At 65.2% G+C, this 19,221-nt stretch carries 10 protein-coding genes and 1 pseudogene; 5 read left to right on the top strand and 6 right to left on the bottom strand.

The window, feature by feature from the left end:
- Positions 1-191 precede the first annotated feature (191 nt).
- On the top strand, positions 192-4,097 hold the full coding sequence (locus J2X54_RS21085) for a two-component regulator propeller domain-containing protein (protein ID WP_310183332.1): 3,906 nt from the start codon (positions 192-194) through the stop codon (positions 4,095-4,097).
- Between the two features lie 16 nt (positions 4,098-4,113).
- Here J2X54_RS21085 and J2X54_RS21090 read toward each other — a convergent pair whose 3' ends face one another.
- The 3 genes from J2X54_RS21090 to J2X54_RS21100 form a co-directional block, all read right to left on the bottom strand.
- On the bottom strand, positions 4,114-4,455 hold the full coding sequence (locus J2X54_RS21090) for a DUF1840 domain-containing protein (protein WP_070250958.1): 342 nt from the start codon (positions 4,453-4,455) through the stop codon (positions 4,114-4,116).
- A 166-nt stretch (positions 4,456-4,621) separates the two neighbouring features.
- Positions 4,622-5,164: a hypothetical protein gene (locus J2X54_RS21095; RefSeq protein WP_310183335.1), complete on the bottom strand. Its 543-nt coding sequence runs from the start codon at positions 5,162-5,164 to the stop codon at positions 4,622-4,624.
- Positions 5,161-6,879, bottom strand: coding sequence for a M1 family metallopeptidase (locus J2X54_RS21100; RefSeq protein WP_310183336.1), 1,719 nt, complete (start codon positions 6,877-6,879; stop codon positions 5,161-5,163). Before J2X54_RS21100 ends, J2X54_RS21095 begins: the two co-directional genes overlap by 4 nt.
- A gap of 215 nt (positions 6,880-7,094) precedes the next feature.
- Here J2X54_RS21100 and J2X54_RS21105 point away from each other — a divergent pair, with 215 nt between their 5' ends.
- Positions 7,095-9,374, top strand: coding sequence for a hypothetical protein (locus tag J2X54_RS21105; RefSeq protein ID WP_310183337.1), 2,280 nt, complete (start codon positions 7,095-7,097; stop codon positions 9,372-9,374).
- A gap of 1 nt (position 9,375) precedes the next feature.
- Here the strand turns inward: J2X54_RS21105 and J2X54_RS21110 are convergent, their stop codons facing one another.
- Positions 9,376-10,263: a DUF6624 domain-containing protein gene (locus tag J2X54_RS21110; RefSeq protein ID WP_310183338.1), complete on the bottom strand. Its 888-nt coding sequence runs from the start codon at positions 10,261-10,263 to the stop codon at positions 9,376-9,378.
- Between the two features lie 27 nt (positions 10,264-10,290).
- Positions 10,291-11,910, bottom strand: a complete 1,620-nt coding sequence (locus tag J2X54_RS21115) for a YifB family Mg chelatase-like AAA ATPase (protein ID WP_310183340.1) — start codon at positions 11,908-11,910, stop codon at positions 10,291-10,293.
- A gap of 149 nt (positions 11,911-12,059) precedes the next feature.
- Here J2X54_RS21115 and J2X54_RS21120 point away from each other — a divergent pair, with 149 nt between their 5' ends.
- The 3 genes from J2X54_RS21120 to J2X54_RS21130 all read left to right on the top strand — a co-directional run bounded on the left by J2X54_RS21120 (position 12,060) and on the right by J2X54_RS21130 (position 18,804).
- A complete protein-coding gene (locus tag J2X54_RS21120; RefSeq protein ID WP_310183342.1) occupies positions 12,060-13,868 on the top strand; it encodes a hypothetical protein in 1,809 nt (602 codons plus the stop codon).
- Between the two features lie 125 nt (positions 13,869-13,993).
- A complete protein-coding gene (locus J2X54_RS21125; protein ID WP_310183344.1) occupies positions 13,994-17,164 on the top strand; it encodes a glycoside hydrolase family 2 TIM barrel-domain containing protein in 3,171 nt (1,056 codons plus the stop codon).
- The gene (locus tag J2X54_RS21130; protein WP_310183345.1) at positions 17,161-18,804 is read left to right on the top strand and encodes a glycoside hydrolase 43 family protein; all 1,644 of its coding nucleotides are present in this window, start codon (positions 17,161-17,163) and stop codon (positions 18,802-18,804) included. Before J2X54_RS21125 ends, J2X54_RS21130 begins: the two co-directional genes overlap by 4 nt.
- A gap of 143 nt (positions 18,805-18,947) precedes the next feature.
- Here the strand turns inward: J2X54_RS21130 and J2X54_RS21135 are convergent.
- Positions 18,948-19,178 (bottom strand): annotated as a pseudogene (locus tag J2X54_RS21135) (accessory factor UbiK family protein); the annotation flags it as partial.
- Positions 19,179-19,221: the final 43 nt, after the last annotated feature.

Here is a 19,221-nt window from a genome sequence, read left to right on the forward strand (position 1 = left end):
CACCCCTTCCCATCCCGAACAGGACCGTGAAACGACTTTGCGCCGATGATAGTGCTGCAACCAGTGTGAAAGTAGGTTATCGTCAGGCTAGTTATTCCTAAAAGCCCCACCAGCAAACAACGCTGGTGGGGCTTTTTTCATTTGCTCCGATGTTTCTGTACTACAATAAGTCTAATATCGGAGTGAAAAGAATGTTAAATCGCGCGATGCGTCTGGCCATATTGTGTGCCTGGCTTTGGCTGGCGGCCAGCGCCATGGGGGCGCCGCTCAGCCTGCGTTTCGATCATCTCGGTGTGGAGCACGGACTCGCGCAGGAGTCGGTCACGCGGATCGTGCAGGACCGGCATGGCTACCTGTGGATCGGCACCCAAGCGGGACTGAGCCGCTATGATGGTTACCGCATTATCTCCTTCAAGAACAATCCCGCCGACGCCGGCAGCTTGATCGACAATTTCGTCCAGGCGTTGTACGAGGATGCTAAAGGACGCCTTTGGATCGGCACCAAGGGGGGCCTCGACCGCTATGATCGCGCCACCCAGAATTTCATCCACCAGCAAATCGCACCAGGCAACCTGTCCGTCACCAATATCGTGGGAGACGGCAGGGGCGGCTTGTGGCTGACCACCAGCGACGGCTTGCAGCATCTCGACGTTGCGACCGGTGCGATACGGGTGCTGCGTCATGTGGCGGACGATGTCGGTACGCTCGGCGATGACCGGGTAAACGCGATGGTGAGCGACGAGCGTGGCAACTTGTGGCTGGCAACGGCAAGCGGGCTCGATGTGCTGCCGGCGGGCGCCAGCAAGTTCCGTCACCTGCTCACCGAGACTTCTACCATGGCATCCGACCCCGTCAGCATGCTGGCACTGGGATCCGATGGCCGGGTGTGGGCTGCCGGCTCGCACGGGCTGCAAACCTGGCGCATGGACGGCGACAGCGCCGAGCAGTTGCCAGTGGAGGGCGGCGCGGCGCTGGCCAACCGCCAGGTCGTGGCCATGTTGCCCGACAGCGAAGGCCATCTGTGGATCGCACTGCAGGATGGGGGACTGCTGCGCCGCGATCCCCGCCAGGGCAAGCTGCACCACTACCGCGCCAACAGTGTCGAGAAGAACGGCATCTCCGACAACAAGGTCAGCGCACTGTACCAGGACCGCACCGGCACGCTCTGGGTCGGCAACTGGCATACCGGTCTCGACAAGGTGGACTTGCTGAGCGGCGGTTTCGAGCGCTATACCGAGAATGAGGGCGTGCTCAACGGCGTCAGCAGCAACAAGGTGCGCGTAATTGCCAGTGCAGGCGGCCACAAGCTCTGGCTGGGCACGGGCGACGGCCTGACCCGGCTCGATCCGGTGCGCGGCACCAGCGAGATCTGGCGCCATGATCCCAACGATCCGGACAGCTTGCCCAGCAACCAGGTGCTGGGCCTGGCCAGCGACCACCAGGACCGTCTGTGGGTGATCACCGACGCCGGGGTCGCCTGGCGCGATCCGGTCAGCGCCCGCTTTACGCGGCTCAAGCTCGACACCGAGCGTGCAGCGCCGCTGGTGCACCGCATCCTGGTCGATCGTGGGGGCCTGATCTGGATCGGCACCCATACGGGACTGCACCGCATCGATCCCCGCACGCTGGCGGTGACCACCTACCGCCACGATCCTGCTGATCCTGGCAGCATCGACGGCCTCATCAAGGCGCTGCTGGAAGACCGTGCCGGGATGCTGTGGGTCGGCACCGAGAATGGCCTCGAGCGTTTCGATCGCTCGAACGGCAAGTTTCGCCATTACCGTCACCAGCCCCGCCAGCCCGACAGCCTGTGCCACAAGCGCGTGCAGTACCTGCACGAAGATACCAGCGGCGTACTGTGGCTGGGTACCGGCGCCGGCTTGTGCAGGGCCGAGCCCGGACCTGATGGGGAATTGCGGTTCCGCTTTTATCCGGTGCGCCAGGGCCAGCCGTCCAATCCGGTCGGTGCCATCCTTGGCGACGCCAAGGGACGGCTGTGGATCAGCAGCACCGGCGGCATCGACAGGTTCGATCCTGCGACGGGCGTGTTCAAGCAATACACCGCCAAGGATGGCTTGCTCGACGGCTCGTATTACATTGGCGCCGGCTACCAGGCGGCCGACGGCACCATGTATTTCGGTGGCCCGGGGGGCGTAACCGCGTTCCAGCCGTTGCGCATCGATGACAACCCGATGCCGCCGCAGGTGGCGATCACCGATTTTTCGATTTTCAACCAGTCGATCCTGACCGCCATCATGCGCGAGGATGTGCTGCCCGAGGGACCGCTGGACGCGGCCAGGACGGTCACCCTGGGCCCGCGCGACGCCATGTTCACGATCGAATTCGCGGGCCTGCATTTTGCCGACCCGCAGCGCAACCGCTATGCCTACCAGCTCGAGGGCTTCGATCCGCAATGGGTCGACACCGACAGCAGCCGGCGGTTTGCCACCTACACCAACCTCGATCCCGGCCGGTACGTGTTCCGCGTGCGCGCGTCCAACAAGGATGGCGTCTGGAGCCGCGAACCGGTGGCGCTGGAAGTGATCATCACACCGCCGTTCTGGAAGCAATGGTGGTTCCGGCTGCTGGTCCTGGCGCTGGCGGTGGGGCTGGGCTACCTGCTGTTCCGCCTGCGTATCCGGCGCCTGGTGCTGCAACAGCAGGTGCTGGAAAGTGAAGTGGTACACCGCACGCGCGAACTGGTGCAGCAGAAGGATTCGGTCGAACGCGAAAAGCGCGAAGTGGAGCGGCAAAAAGACAGCGTGGAACAGGCGCACCGCAATATCTCGCTGCTGTCCGATATCGGCCGTAGGCTCACCGCGAACCTCGATAGCGAGGCGATCATGGCCATGTTGTACCAGCAGGTGCATGCGCTGATGGATGCCAGCGTGTTCGGCATCGGCATCCACCGCCCCGAGCTGGAAGTGATCGAATACCCATTCGCCATGGAGAACGGCAAACGCTACACGCCCTATACCCGCAGCATGTTGGAGCCGAACCAGCTGGCGGTATGGTGCATCAACCATGGGCAGGAGGTGTTCATCAACGACCTCGAACAGGACTACCCGCGCTACATCACCAACCTGACGCTGGTGTCGGGCACGGAGCACATGGGTACCATGGAGGACGGCTCGCTGCCATCGGCGCCGCGTTCGCTGATCTATGTGCCGATCTCGGTGGCCGGCCAGGTGCGTGGCGTGATCACGGTGCACAGCTACCGCGCCAACGCTTACCAGCGCATCGATCTCGACATGCTCACCACGCTGGCCTCGTACGTGGCGGTGGCGTTTGCCAATGCCGATTCGTATCGCCAGTTGCAGGACGCGCAGCAGCAGCTGGTGGAGCGCGAGAAGCTCGCGGCCCTCGGTTCGCTGGTGGCCGGCGTGGCCCACGAACTCAATACGCCGATCGGCAACAGCCTGGTGATCGCCAGCACGCTCGAGGCAAAGACCACCGACATCGAAGCGCGCCATACCGACAACGCGCTGCGCCGCTCGGACCTGTCGCACTACATCGAAGCATCGCGTGAAGCTTCCACGCTGCTGATGCGCAGCCTGCGCAACGCGGCCGAACTGGTGAACAGCTTCAAACAGGTGGCGGTGGACCAGGCCAGCGCCAAGCGCCGGCACTTCAACCTGCACCAGGCCAGCGCTGAAATCGTCACCACCATGAAGAACCAGATCCGCAAGGCCGGCCACCGGTTGGAACTGGAAATGCCCGGCGATATCGAGATGGACAGCTTCCCCGGCCCGTATGGCCAGGTGATCATCAACCTGATCAACAACGCGCTGCTGCACGCGTTCGAAGCGCGCGAGGATGGCCTGATCAGGTTATGGGCGGTGCGGGTGGGGACAGACGCGGTGCGCATCGTGTTCGAGGACGACGGCTGCGGCATCACGCTCGAACACCAGGCCCGGATCTTCGATCCGTTCTTCACCACCAAGCTGGGGCAGGGCGGCAATGGCCTGGGCTTGAGCATCACCTACAACATCGTCAGCTCGCTGCTCGACGGGACGATCCGCGTCGACAGCGCCGTGGGCGTGGGAACGCGGTTCACCATGGATTTGCCGTTGAAGGCCAGTCTCAAGGGAGAGTAGACGCGACTGAACGAGACTAGACGCCCCAGACGATCGGCTGGTTTTCCTGCTTGGCCAGGCGCAGCATTTCCACCAGCGGATAGGCGCGCGCCGCGAAGCCCACGCGCTGGGCCAGCGCATGTTCGACCGTCTCGCCGTCCTCGCGCTCGTGGGCGTGGATGTCGTACTCGATATCGGTCTCGGGATGCAGTTTGCTCTCGGCCACCTGGTCCTCGAGCACCGACAACGCTTCTGCCGCCTCGGTGGCGGTGATCACGCCGCGCGTGGGATTCTTGTGCAGCAGGTCGAGGATGCGCTGGGCATGTTCCTGATACATCAACACTTCAGGGCTGTAACGGGTTTTGAATGTGATTAACATGATGCGCCTCTTGATTTTGTTGGATGGTGCGGTGCGCCGGCTCTCGGTGGCGGGCACGCCGTAAGACCCACTTTAATTCATTTCTGAATGTTTGCAATAGGCAAACTGGACAGTTAAGTCAGGCCTAAGCGAGCAAATTGTTTCAAACTATTTCAGCGTTTCAGGCCTACTGCAGCTTGAACGAGTCGAGGAAGGTCGCTACCTGCTCGCGCGAGATATGGCGCTGGTCGCCCATCACCACCACCTGGTACACGCGCCGGTCACGGGCGATGAAGCGACCCATCAGCAGCGCGGGCTGGCCGTTGCGCATGCCTTTTGCCTCGATGCTGACGGTCGTTTGCACGCCGCTGGCAGCGGTAGCCTGGCTGGTGATGGTGGCGTTGATATTGCGCGCCAGCGCCGTCTGCAGGGCCAGCAGCGCCCCCTGCGCCTGCGCCGCATCGGCCAATTCGGCGCTGCCCACGGCGAACAGCACATCGTCCACTTCGGCTGCCGTCATCGTCATCTTGACCGGCAGCTCAACTGGCAGCTCAGCCAGCAGGACTTCGCGGGTATGGGTAGCTGGTTTGCCGGGAAAGAGCACGCTGTAGGGCGCGTCCTTGCTGCGGTAGTCGCGCCAGTTGTAGTGCGGGTCGCAGGCGCTCAGCAGCAGCGCCAGCAGCGGTACCATCAGTACCATCAGCGGAATTGCCAGCCGACGCGGCTTCATTTGGCAGCCTTGGTCTTCTTACGCGCAGCCTCGTCGGCCTGCCATGCCTCAATATGCGCTGCGCGACGCAGTACGCGCGAGTAAGGATCGATGGTCACCAGCGCGCGCGGCGGCAGGGTCAGCACGCCGTGGCCGTCCGTCATCGGCAGCTTTTCGATGCGATCGTTTACGCGCACCTCGAGCGGCATCGGGAACGGACCGCCGTCCTTGAGCTTCCAGGTCACGGTGAGCTGGTCGCCGTTGCGCGTCTCGACCAGTTCGGGCAGCGCCGCGTGGTACAGGTAGGCGTCGAAGAACCACGCCAGGTCGCGGCCGGCCGCCTCGTTGGCGATGCCGATGAATTCCTTCGTGCTGCTCCAGCGCGGCTGGAACTGGCCCGGCACCGGTGTCTCGGTGCCATACACCATACGCCGCGTGGCGCGAAAGAATGCGTCGTCGCCGACCAGGTTGCGCAGCGTGTGCAGGATCAGCGAACCCTTGACGTAAATGTCGTTGCCTGGCCCCCCGCGCTCGGACTCGTACACATCCTGGATGCGTTGGGTTTTGCCGCTGACGATGGGCGCCTGGTTCTTGATCGCCTGGCGCTGCTTGAACAACTCGGCCTGGAATGCCATCTCGCCGCGCAGCGACTGCAGGTACAGCGGCTGCATATAGCTGCCGAAGCCTTCGTGCAGCCACATGTCGTCCCAGTCGGCGTTGGTCATCTGGTTGCCGAACCATTCGTGCGACAGCTCGTGGTGCAGCAGCCAGTCGTAACCGTATGGCGACTTCAGGTACTTGTTGCCGTAAGCGTTGATGGTCTGGTGCTCCATGCCCAGGTGCGGCGTTTCGACCACCCCCATTTTTTCGTCGCCGAACGGGTAGGGGCCGATGCGGGCCTCGAAGAAGTCGAGCATGGGCGTGAATTCATCGAACAGTTCCTGCGCCTTCTTCCCGCTTTCGGCATCTCCTTTCAGATACCAGTAGCGCAGCGGGATGGTATTGCCGTAGCGGCTCACGTAGTCGCCCGCCAGCACTTCGTACGGGCCGATGTTGAGCGACACACCGTAGGTACTGGGGTTTTTGGCGCGCCAGTCGTAGGTGCGCCAGCCGTCTTTTTCGGCCATGCCGGTGGCCACGCCGTTGCCGGCGACGACCAGCGGCGCGGGCACCGTGATGTGCAGGTCGATCAGCTTCGGTTTGCCCATCGGGTGATCGATGCAGGGCCAGAACAGGTCGCAGCCTTCGCCTTCCACCGTGGTGGCAATCCAGGGCTGGCCATCGGCGGTCTTCGCCCAGACGAAGGCGCCATCCCACGGCGCCCGTTTGGCCACGTGCGGCACGCCGTGGTAGCGGATGCGCACGGTGGTGCGCTCGCCGGCCAGCAGTGGCTTGGGCAAGGCCAGGTACAGGCGACCCTCGGGATTGCTGATGGCCGCTGCTGGCAACGCCACGCCATCGACGCTGGCGCCATCGATCGGCAGATTGCGGTCGAGCTCCACGGCGATGCGGGCAAGCGGCGCGGTGGCGGTGAAGGTCAGCGCGGTGTCCCCGCTGATGCTTTGCGTGGCGGGATCGACGCGCAGCGAGACATCGGCATGGTCGAACGTGACCGCCAGTTGCTCGGGCGCGCGCGGGCTGCCCGAGTTGGCGGTGAAGTCGGTCATCGGTGGCGGTGCGGTGGCGCAGCCGGCCAGCACGGCGCTGGCGGCAAATAGAAGGGGCAAGCGTGTCATGCAGTTCCCGGCTCGTTGAAAAGTCAACGGTAAATATAGCAGCTAGGTTGGCGAACAGGTGATGTTATGCGCGCGCTTCGACAGAATTTAGGGCGGCCGGTCTTTTCAAAAATAGTTCTCGAAAAAGCATGTTGCTGCGTTAAACTGCTGCGCACAAAACAGGGGCGACAGTGCATTCAATTATCAGGGTATGTAGAACGGCAGGCTTTGCAGCCATGCTTGCGGCCGGCGAGGTGGCTGCCGTGGCGCAGGACGAACGCCACGCGCCAGTGCCAATATTGCCGCCATTGCCGGCGATGCTGGCCGACCGTAGCGCCACCTTGCGCATCGATGGCGCGCTCGATGACGACGCCTGGCGTGCCGCGCCCGTGTTCGACGCCTTTCACCAGTTTCTGCCGGCCGACGGCAAGCCGGCGCCGGCCAACCTGCGCACCACGGTGCAACTGCTGATCGACGACGGCGCGCTGGTGTTCGGCATCCGTGCCTGGGACGACGCGCCCGAGCGCATGCGCGGCACCCTCACGCGGCGCGACAAGGTGAGCCTGGACCAGGACTTCATCGGCGTGTGGCTCGACCCCACGGGCCATGGTCGCGCGGCGCAGTTCGTGCGCGTCAATATCGCCGGCGTGTTCAGCGACGGCATGTACCGCGCGGACCTCGACGAATCGGACCTGGGGCCGGACTTTCCGATCGACGCGGCGGTCAAGCGCCTGGCCGACGGCTATACCATGGAGATCCGCTGGCCGCTGTCGAACCTGCGCTTTCCCTACGCCGACGGCAAGACCTGGCGCGTGATGATCGAGCGCAGCGTGCCGCACGCTGACGGCCTGCTGCTCACCAGTACCCCGCTAAAAAACGGCTCGCTCAGTCACATCGCGCTGTTGCAGGACGTGGGCGGCATGGGCGACACGGTGGCGGCGGTGCGCGACCGCAGCTTCCTGGAACTCAAACCCGAACTGACCATGCGCTCGAACCGCGACCGCGACGAGACCGGGCGCCAGCACGGCGACCGCGCCAGCGTGGGCCTCGAGATCAACGCCCGCCCGCGCGCCGACTGGGTGTTCAACGCCACCCTCAATCCCGATTTCTCGCAGGTTGAAATCGACGAGCCGACATCGTCGGGCGCCAGCCGCATTGCATTGAGCCTGCCGGAAAAGCGCGGTTTTTTCCTCGAGAGTTCGGACGTGCTGGGGTTGCCGCTGTCGGCGTTTTATTCGCGCACCGTGGCCGACCCGGAGTGGGGCTTGCGCGCCACCTGGCGCGATGCGGGCGCCGACGCCACCGCCATGAGCTTGCGCGACCAGGAGGGCGGCGTGGTGCTGCGCGGCGGCGCCTACGAAACGGCCGAATACGCGCAAACCCGGCGTACATTGGCCAGCATGGTGCGCACGCGCTGGCACGGCGAAAGCACGGTGATGGGCGCGTTCGTCTCGCAGCGCGGCTATGGCGACGCCGGCAGCAACGAGGTGGCCGGTGTTGACGGCCAGTGGCGCAGCGACGGCAAGCAGGCCTTGTGGCTGCTGATGCATTCGCAAACCAGCGCCGGCTTCGTGGAAGAACCGGTGGCGCGCAGCGTGCGCGTCGCCACGCGCCATGGCGGCTACGCGCTTGGCAAATTCACCAGCATCAGCGACGACTGGTGGAACGAGTTGCAGCTCGAAGCGATCACGCCCGGTTTCGTCAACGACAACGGCTTCGTGCCGCAGGCGGGCGTGCTCAAGACCGACATCAATCTCAATCGCCGCCTGGGCGCGCGCACGCTGGCGCTGGGCAGCGCGGAGCTCGAACTCTACGAGTTCGAGGCGCACCTGGGCGTGCACGAGATCCGCACCCTGGCCGATCGCCGGCTGGACCAGCAGGCCAACCAGGTCGTCGAGCGCAAGCTGCAGCCGGGGATCTGGTTCCGCGCGGGACTGCAGACCAACCTGTGGGCCAATCTCGGCTTCGACCAGCAGCGGGGCCGACGGCTGGGCGTGTTGCATGACGTGCCGGCGCTGCACTTCGGTTTCGAATCGTCACCGCTGGCGTGGATGACCAAGTTCAATGCGGAAGTGACGCTGGGGCGCCAGCTCGACGTCGACGCGGACCGCGTGGGCAGCGGCGGCAACGCCATCGTGGACCTGGGCTTGCGTTTGCCGCTGCCAGGTACGCAGGGCTGGTCGATCGAGACCGATCTGCGGGTCAACCGCGCCTGGGTGCAGGGCACGCTGGGCACGCCGGCGTTCGTGGACAACGGCTGGCGCGCGCTGGGCATGTTGCATTTTACGGCAGCCGATTCGCTTCGGCTGCTGGCGCAAACCACGTCGGCCGCGCGCCGCGACGACGGCGTCTCTGGACTGGAACCGTGGGCCGAGCGGCAGATGCACCGCTCGCTGTTGTACCGCCACCTGTGGCGCCACGGCCGCTCGATGTCGGTGGGCTTTTCGCGCGACCGCACGCGCGACCCGGACACCACCAACAAGTCGCTGACGGTGAAGTTCCAATGGGAGGTGTAGCTCAGTTGGCCGGTTGGGCCAATTGTGTCTTCAAGTGGGCAAAGGTGGACAGGCCCATTTCCAGCCGCCGCTGGTCGATCCTGGCGATGTCTTCGATCGGATAGAACTGGATCGCGCCGTCCTCGCGTGTGCTGTACTGGGTGCCGTAGATCTGCGGCCGCTTTTCGATCATGCGGACGCGGTCGAGCGTGGTGGCCAGGTTGGACAGCCTGATTTCATGCTTGTTGGCGGCGACGCGCATGAAGACCGACCAGTGCTTGAGCTGCGCCGGCGGTGCATGCTGGGCCAGGAGCCACGCCTCGTTGGCCGCTGCGGCGCCCACCGTCGACATCATCGGCCAGCCCTTGGTGGTGATGATCTGGCGCAGCCGCCGCTGGCGCTTGCGGTCGCCGGCCACCATTTTTTTCTGCGACGCGGCGTCGCGCTGGCCTGCGGCCCAGGCCTGGCGCGCCGCGCGGTCCTGCGCGCCCATCTCGATCAGTTCGCGCGCGATGTCCGGCAGCGCTACCGGCAGCGGGTATATCAGCATGGTTTGCGGGATGGCGGTGGCAGCATCGAACACCGGTTGCCTATCGGCTTCCCACGCGGTGGCGCCGAGCACCACGGTGCACCTGACGGCGGGCGGCAGGTCGAGGTGGTAGGTATCGGCCTCGATCCGGCCGGCGATAGCTTCGGTCGCGCCTTCGCATTCGGCAGAAATGGCGGCTTTCTCCGGCAGCGTGCCGCTGCTGCTGACGATTTTGCCGGTATAGGCGATGGCTGGCGCGGCTGTCACTGGCGCTGGTGCTGGTGCTGGGGTGTCGTCGGCGCCAGCCGTCGCTCCTGTGCCGGTGAGCGCTGCGAACAGCAACAGCGCGGCGGTGATCGGGTGTGTGCGGGGTGGGTTCATGGTGCGATTGTCTCACGGCCCGAACGCTCACCGCTCCTTCAACGCCCGCCGATACTGCACCGCCTCGCCGATATGCTGTTCGCTGATGCTCTCCGCTCCCGCCAGGTCGGCGATGGTGCGCGCTACGCGCAGGATGCGGTGGTAGGCGCGGGCCGACCACTGGAAGTGTTCCATGCTGCGCTTGAGCTTGGCCTTGCCCGCCTTGTCGGGCTTGCACAGGCGGTCAATTTCGCGGGTGGTGAGGTACTGGTTGCGCTTGCCCTGGCGCGCCAGCTGGATCTCGGCCGCGCGCTGCACGCGGGCGGCGATCGTGCTGGACGGCTCGCCGTCGGCGTCGGCGGCCAGGGTGTCGGGTTCCACTGCCGAGACTTCGATCTGCATGTCGATGCGGTCGAGCAGGGGACCGGACACGCGGCCCTGGTAACGCGAGATCTGGTCCACCGTGCAGTTGCACATGCCGCTGGGATGGCCGTGGTAACCGCAGGGGCACGGGTTCATCGCGGCGATCAGCTGGAAGTGGGCGGGAAACTCGGCCTGCTGCGCCGCGCGCGAGATGGTGATGCGGCCCGACTCCATCGGCTGGCGCAGCACGTCCAGTACGCGCCGGTCGAACTCGGGCAGCTCGTCGAGGAACAACACGCCGCGATGGGCCAGCGAGATCTCGCCGGGGCGCGGATAGCCGCCACCGCCCACCAGCGCCACGCCAGATGCGGTATGGTGCGGTGCGCGAAAGGGCCTGCGCTTCCAGTCCTCGATGCGAAAGCCTCCGGTGAGCGACTGCACCGCTGCCGCTTCCAGCGCTTCGTCGTCGGTCATTTGCGGCAGCAGGCCGGGAAAGCGCGCCGCCAGCATGGTCTTGCCGGCGCCCGGCGGCCCCACCATCAGGAGGCTGTGGTTTCCGGCCGCCGCTACTTCGAGCGCGCGCTTGACCATGAACTGTCCCTTGACGTCGGCCAGGTCGGCCACCTCGGTCATGGCGACCCGCGGCGCCGACGTATGCCGCGCCAACATGGCCTCGCTGGAACTGGCGGCCAGGTGGGCGCATACCTGCAGCAGCGAGCCGGCGGGGTAGATGGCGGCGCCGGTCACCAGCGCCGCCTCGTCGGCATTGGCCTGCGGCAGGATGAAGCCGCGCCGGCCACTGGTGCCTGGCGACGTGCGCCGCTGGGTGGCCGCGATACCGTGCTCGCCATCGTGCCCGCAATCAGGCCCCATGTCAGGTCCGATACCAGGCCCGATATCAGGCCCGGAATCGCGCACCATGGCCAACGACATCGCCAGCGCGCCCCGGATCGGCCGCAATTCGCCCGACAGCGACAGTTCGCCGGCAAACTCGTACCGGTGCACGCTGTCGGCCGGAATCTGGCGCGAGGCGGCCAGGATGCCGAGCGCGATCGGCAAATCGAAGCGGCCCGATTCCTTGGGCAGGTCGGCCGGCGCCAGGTTGACGGTGATGCGCTGGGCAGGAAACTCGAAGCCGCCGTTCTGGATGGCTGCGCGCACGCGGTCCTTGGCTTCTTTCACCTCGGTATCGGCCAAGCCGACAATCGTGAACGCCGGCAAGCCGTTGGCCAGGTGCACCTCGACATTGACTTGCTGCGCCTCCATGCCCGCGAGGGCGCGGCTCTTGAGTACGGCCAGGCTCATGTGTTTCCCCTGCGTGGTTACGGGCTGCGCCGAGTGTAGCGGGTTGGCCAGGCTGGGCATTGATCTGCGGCAGATGCAGTGCTACGTTGCGCAATGAAACATTGATAGATGGTAAAGTTGTTGATCGTTGATTTTTGCAGGAGCCGGACATGCGCATTGCCACTGTGTTTCATCGGACCGGCCTGCGGGCCACGCACACCGCGTCACTGGCGCTGCTGCTGGCGGCCGGCGCAGTTGCGGCGCAAGCGCAAGCGCCGGCCGCAGCACCGACGGTATCAACTCAGCCAGCTTCGGCGCCGGTGCCGGCAAAGCCGCAACCACCGCGCCCGCTGGTACTGAAACTGCAACCGGGCCCGTTCAACCACGCCGACGACATCGACAAGGGCGCCGGCGTGGTCGATGTCACGCTCACCATTCCCGATGTGCAGGCCGCTGCCGATACGCCGCTGCTGCAACTGCCGCTGGTGGTGGCCAACGTGGAGACTGTCGCCGTCACGCTCAAGGAGCTGACGGTGCGCGATAGCCACGGCAACGTGCCGCTGGCCACGCGCGACATCAAGGGATCGAACGGCAAGCTGCGCGAGTGGACGTCGCCGCGCGAAGTGCAGGGCGACCTGGTGGTGCATTACCAGGCGCCGGTGGACAATGCGCCGCCGAAGCGCGGGGCGGCGCCGCCATACAGTCTGCGCACCGAGGGCGGCGGTTTTTCCGGCGTTGGCAACGTGTTCGTGCTGCTGCCGTCTGGCGCCAAACAGTATCCGCTGGCGCTGCGCTGGGATCTGTCGAAGCTCGGCGACGACGCCAGCGCCACCTCGAGCTACGGCGAGGGCGATGTCACGCTGCCGGTGGGCGCGCCCGCGCGGCTGTGGTCCACCGTCTTCATGGCCGGTGCCATGCATCGCGTGCCGGCCGAAGTGAAACCCAAGGGCTTCTCGTCGGCCTGGCTGGGCAAGCCGGGATTCGATCCGGAACCATTGATGACCTGGGCCGACCAGTTGCACCGCGCGATGGCCGGCTTCTTTGGCGACAATGCCGAAACGCCATACCGCGTGTTCCTGCGCTATAACCCGATCAATGCCGGCGGCGGCACGGCGCTGGCGCAATCGTTCCTGGTCACGTACGGCAAGGGCATCGACGTGGAAGACCTCAAGATCACGCTGTCGCACGAAATGACCCACACCTGGACCGAAGGCCCGGACCAGGCATGGTACGAGGAGGGCGTGGCCGTGTACTACCAGGCGCGCCTGCCGTACCGTGCCGGACTGCTCACTGCCGACCAGTTCCTCGCCGACCTCAATCAGACCGCAGCGCGCTACTACGCCGACGCGCTCAACACCACGCCCGACGCCGAGATCATGCCGCGCTTCTGGGAGGACACGCGCATCCGCACCTTGCCGTACGATCGCGGCGCGCTGTACCTGGCGCTGGTCGATGCGCGCGTGCGCAAGGCCTCCGGCGGCAAGCGCTCGCTCGACAACCTGGTGCTGGAGATGAGCCGCCAGCGCGGCGCCAGGCCGGAACAGCAGGTGGCGCTGTGGCAGCAGCTGCTCACGCGCGAACTGGGTCCGGCCGGCCCGGCGCTGCACGCGGCCATGCTGGCGGGAGAGCTGATGGAGCCGGAATCCGGCGACTTCGGCCCCTGCTTCAAGCGCGGCGAAAAAACCGTGCGCCGGTTTGAATTGGGGTTCGAACCGAAGTCGCTGGTGGGCCACGAGAAAACCATCCGTGGCCTGCAGGACGGTAGCGCGGCCGCCAAGGCCGGCCTGCGCGACGGCGACGTGGTCACGTACGGCGTGGCGCTCGATGCCATCCAGGGCGACCAGAAGGCGCAGCTCACGCTCAACGTCACCCGCGACGGGCGCCAGTTCCCGATCACTTACCTGCCGCGCGGCGAACGCGTCAAAGTCTGGCAGTGGCAGCGCGTGCCCGGCGTGGCCGACGACGCCTGCGGCATCTGACCGCCGTGCCAGTGCATCCAAATGCGCAAGCAGTTGACCGGAGGGCCTGACCTCCGGCGTCCTCCATCGCCTATACTCGGCGTTGGCATCTTTGTCATCGTTTTCATGAAAAGGTAGAACAGCCCATGGCCCAAAAAACCGCTTCTGTCCACGCATGCCTGCTGGCGCTGGCGTCCATCTCCGGAACGCTGCACGCAGCGCCCGCCCAAACGCCGCTCACCGAGTGGCAGCAACCGGAAGTGGTGGCGGTCAACCGCGAGCCGATGAAGGCGACGTTCTTCAATTTCGAAAGCCGCGACAAGGCGGTAGCCGGCGACATGGCCGCCTCGCAGTACTACCTGTCGCTCGACGGCACCTGGCAGTTCGCCTATTCCAACACGCCGGGCGAGCGCCCCAGGGATTTTTACCGCAACGATTTCGACACCAGCCGCTGGGGCACTATCGAGGTACCCGGCATGATCCAGGCGCAGGGCTACGGCAAGCCGATATTCACCAACGTCGATTACCCGTTCCCGCTCAACGAACCGGTGATTCCCGACGCCTTCAACGAAGTGGGCTCGTACCGGCGCGACTTCGTGGTGCCGGCCGGTTGGGAAGGGCGCGAAGTGTTGCTGCACGTGGGTGCGGCCGGTGCGGCCTACTACATCTGGGTCAACGGCGAAAAGGTCGGCTACTCGGAGGACTCCAAGCTGCCCGCCGAATTCAAGCTCAATCGCTACCTTAAACCCGGCAAGAACAATATCGCGATCGAAGTCTATCGCTGGGCCGACGCCTCGTACCTGGAAGACCAGGACTTCTGGCGCCTGTCCGGCATCGAGCGCAGCGTGTACCTGTACGCCGAGCCGAAAGCGTACCTGCGCGACTATACCGTCACCGCGCTGCTGGGCAAGGACTACACCGACGGCGTCTTCAAGCTCAAGGCCGAGTTTGCGGGTACCCCGGCGGCCGGCGCTCCGGCGGCCGGCGCCCCGGCGGCAGGCAGCATCGCGGTCACGCTGTTCGACGGCGAGCGCGAAGTATTCAACCGCAAGGCCAGCATCGACGGCAGCGCTGCCACGATTGACGGCGTGCTGCCCAAGGTGCGCCCCTGGTCGGCCGAGACGCCCAACCTGTACCGCATGGTGGTCGAATACATGGATGCCGGCGGCAAGCTGGTGTCGGCCACGTCGCGCCGTATCGGTTTCCGCACGGTGGAGATGAAGGATGGCGAAGTGCGCGTCAACGGCAAGCGCATCATGATCAAGGGCGCCAACCGCCACGAGCACGATCCGGTCACGTACCGCGTGATGTCGCTGGACCTGATGCGCAAGGACGTGGAGATGATGAAGCAGGCGAACGTCAACGCGGTGCGCACCTCGCATTATCCGAACGACCCGCGCTGGTACGACCTGGCCGACGAATACGGCCTGTACGTGATGGACGAAGCGAACATCGAATCGCATGCGTACATGCAGCTGGGCGACCACTCCAAGGTGCCCGGCTACCGCGAGCAGGTGCAACTGGGCTACAAGCCGCAGTGGCGCGCCGCGCACGTCGACCGCGTCTCGCGCATGGTCCAGCGTGACAAGAATTCGCCGTCGATCATCTTCTGGTCACTGGGGAACGAGGCCGGCACCGGCCCCAATTTCGAGCACGCGGCGCAGTGGATCCGCGCCAACGATCCCAACCGCCTGATCAGCTACCTCGGTCACGGCACCATCGGCGAAACCCACAAGCCCAACGCCTACGTGGACATCTACGCGCCGATGTACGACGACATCGAAAAGATGGCCGACTACGCGGCCGATCCGCGCTTTACCCAGCCGATGATCCAGTGTGAATATGTGCACGCGATGGGTAACTCGCTGGGTAATATGGAAGACTACTGGCAGGTGATCCGCGCCCACAAAAAACTGCAGGGCGGCTTTATCTGGGACTGGGTAGACCAGACCGTGTTTGCCACCGACGACAAGGGCCGCCGCTACTATGCCTCCGGCTTCGACGTCAATCCGAAAGTGGGCGACAACAGCGTGGTGGGCGACGGCGTGGTGCGCTCCGACCGCACGCCCGATCCCGAATACTACGAGGTGCAAAAAGTCTATTCGCCCCTGGTGTTCGAAGGCGATCCCGCAACCGGCAAGGTCACGGTGGTCAATCGCTACGACTTCCGCGACACGTCCGACCTCGATTTCGACTGGGTGCTCACCAACGACGGCAACGAGGTCACGCGCGGTGCCTTGACGGTGCCGGCCGTCGCTGCCGGCGCCAGCCGCCAGGTCGAGATCAGGCTGCCCAAGCTGCGTTCGACCGGCGGCGAACAACTGGTGACCTTGCGCGCCAAGGCCCGTACCGATTCGGTCAAGGGCGTGGCGGCCGGCACGGTGGTGGGCTGGTCGCAGTTCGTCACCGTGCCGGCATCGAAGCCGGTGGCCACCGCCAAGGCGGTCAAGCCCGCGCGCGACGGCGACAATATCCGCCTGGCCGCCGGTCCGGCCTCGCTGCTGCTCGACGCCAAGACCGGCCTGGTGAACTACACCGTGAACGGCAAGACCCTGCTCAAGGGCGGCGCGCCCAACTTCTGGCGCGGGCTGATCGACAACGACGAAGGCGCAGGCGTGGACAAGACGCACCAGGTCTGGAAAACCTTCTCCGAGCAGCGCCACGTGCGTGCGGTCACGCAGGACGGCAACCGCGTGAAAGTGCTGTACAGCTTTGGCGCCGGCGCCGCCCACTGGGAAACCTTTTATACGCTTGATGCGGACGGCGTACTCGGTGTGGCCGCGACCTTCACACCGCTGCGCGACGACCTGCCCGATCCGCTGCGCCTGGGGCTGCGCTTCGACAACGACAACACGCTCGACACGGTGCAGTGGTACGGTCGCGGCCCGCAGGAATCGTACGTTGACCGCGCCACCGGCTATGCCATCGGCCGTTACACGGGCAAGGTGGCGGACCAGTACCACGGCTACAGCCGCCCGCAGGAAAGCGGCAACAAGACCGGCGTGCGCTGGCTGTCGCTGTCGAACCAGCAGGGGGCGGGTATTACGGTCAAGGGTGCAGCACCCCTGTCGGTCAATGTGCTGGCGTTCCCGTACGAAGACCTGTATTTGCGCGAGCGCGGCGCCTGGAAAAGCTCGGAGATCGCGCCGCACGGCGACGGCTCGCTGCTGATCGACCTGGCGCAATCGGGCGTAGGCGGCGACACCGGCTGGAACCTCACCGGCCGTCCGCACGTCAAGTACCGCATCAAGCTCGAACCGGCCAGCTACAGCTTTACCATCGCGCCGGTAGCTGCCAAACCGCAGGAGGCAAAATGAAAATCACCATGGCCACGCTGGCGCTGCTGTGCAGCGCGCCATGGGCAGTGGCACAAAGCCCTGCCAGCGGTCCCTGGGTTGCCGACCTCGGTAACGGCCGCTACCAGAACCCCATCCTGTACGCCGACTATTCCGACCCGGACGCCATTCGGGTGGACTCCACGTTCTACATGACCGCGTCGAGCTTCAGCAACGCGCCGGGGCTGCCGCTGCTGCAATCGACCGACATGGTCAACTGGGAGCTGGTGGGCCATGCGCTGCCCAAGCTGGTGCCGGCGCAGGCGTTCGCCACGCCGCAGCCGGGCAAGGGCGTGTGGGCGCCATCGCTGCGTCACCATGCCGGCAAATTCTGGATCTTCTATCCCGATCCCGATTTCGGCGTTTATGTCATTACCGCCACCAGCTTTGCCGGGCCGTGGAGCGAGCCGCACCTGCTGTTGCCCGGTAAAGGCATCATCGATCCGTCGCCGCTGTGGGACGACGATGGCAAGGCCTACCTGGTGCATGCGTGGGCCAAGAGCCGCGCCGGTTTCAACAACATACTGACCTTGCGCCAGATGGACCCGGAGGCGCGCACGCTGCTCGATGAGCGCGGCCGCGACATCATCGACGGCAACAAGCTCGGTGGCTATACCACGCTGGAAGGGCCCAAGTTCTACAAGAAGGACGGCTACTACTACATCTTCGCACCTGCCGGCGGCGTGGAACATGGCTGGCAGTCGGTGTTCCGTTCGCGCACCATCGCCGGCCCGTACCAGGACCGCATCGTGATGGCCCAGGGCGACTCTGCCACCAATGGCCCGCACCAGGGCGCGTGGGTAACCGACCTGAAAGGTCAGGACTGGTTCTATCACTTCCAGGACCGGCGCGCTTACGGGCGCATCGTGCACTTGCAGCCAATGCGCTGGCACGACGGCTGGCCGGTGATCGGTGTAGACAAGGCAGGCAAGGGCACGGGTGAACCGGTGCTGGTGCACGCCAAGCCGGCCGGTAAGGACAGCGGCATAAAGGCGCCGCCGGCAGGCGACGAATTCAATGCCGCCAAACTGGGGCTGCAATGGCAGTGGAACGCCAACCAAGCGCCGGGCTGGTACGATCTCGCCGCCAAGCCGGGCAGCCTGAGGCTCAATGCGCAGGCGGCCCCGGTTGGGGGCAGCGTGCGCGACGTGGCAGCGGTGCTGACGCAAAAATTCCCGGCGCCGGCCTTCACGGTCGATACCCGCATCAATGTGCAGGGCGAGATGAGCCGCGCTGGCCTGGTGGTGCTGGGAATTAAATATGCGTGGATCGGCGTACAGCAGGGAAAAACCGGCAGGGAGCTGGTGCTGGCGACCTGCGAACAACCGGGCGCCGCCTGCAAGGAGCAGGTGCAGGTTTTAACAACCGTGGATCAGCAGCCGTTGTACCTGCGGGCGCAGGTGAGCGACGGCGCAGTGGTGCGCTTTGCCTACAGCCTGGACGGCAAGCAGTACACCCTGGCAGGGCAGCCGTTCTCGGCCAGCGTGGGACGCTGGGTGGGCGCGCAGGTGGGGCTGCTGGCGACCAAGGCGCCGGGCGTGAACGGCGCAATCAACACAGACGCAGACCCCAACGCCACCCCGGCGTATCTCGACGCCGACTACTTCCGCGTCGGCCAATAGCCGCCACCGAGCGCGCCATCGTAAATTTGCCGGCGGTGCACCCGCCGGCATCGAGCTTACAGTACCTCGCCCTTGGCGATTTCCACTTTAGGTTCTGCCTGAACCGCAGCCGCAGGCGACACCGCAGCTGGCGACACCGGTGCGGCCTTGGCTTCGAGCGCCGCCAGGCGCGTTTCCAGCGCTTCGAGCTTGGCGCGGGTTTTTGCCAGTACCTGGGTCTGAATATCGAACTCTTCGCGGGTGACCAGGTCGAGCTTGGAGAAGCCCTGGGTCATCATGGACTTGACGTTTTTCTCGATGTCCTTGGCGGGCGAATTTTCGACGGCCTTGGAGATCTTGTTCTGCAAGTCGTTAAAAAAAGTATTCATATCCATAATATTCCTTGATCTGGTTGCTGGGCGGATGCACCATTGGAGT

The sequence above is a fragment of the Duganella sp. 3397 genome (genome assembly GCF_031456625.1).
GTDB classification, from domain to species: domain Bacteria; phylum Pseudomonadota; class Gammaproteobacteria; order Burkholderiales; family Burkholderiaceae_D; genus Rugamonas; species Rugamonas phyllosphaerae.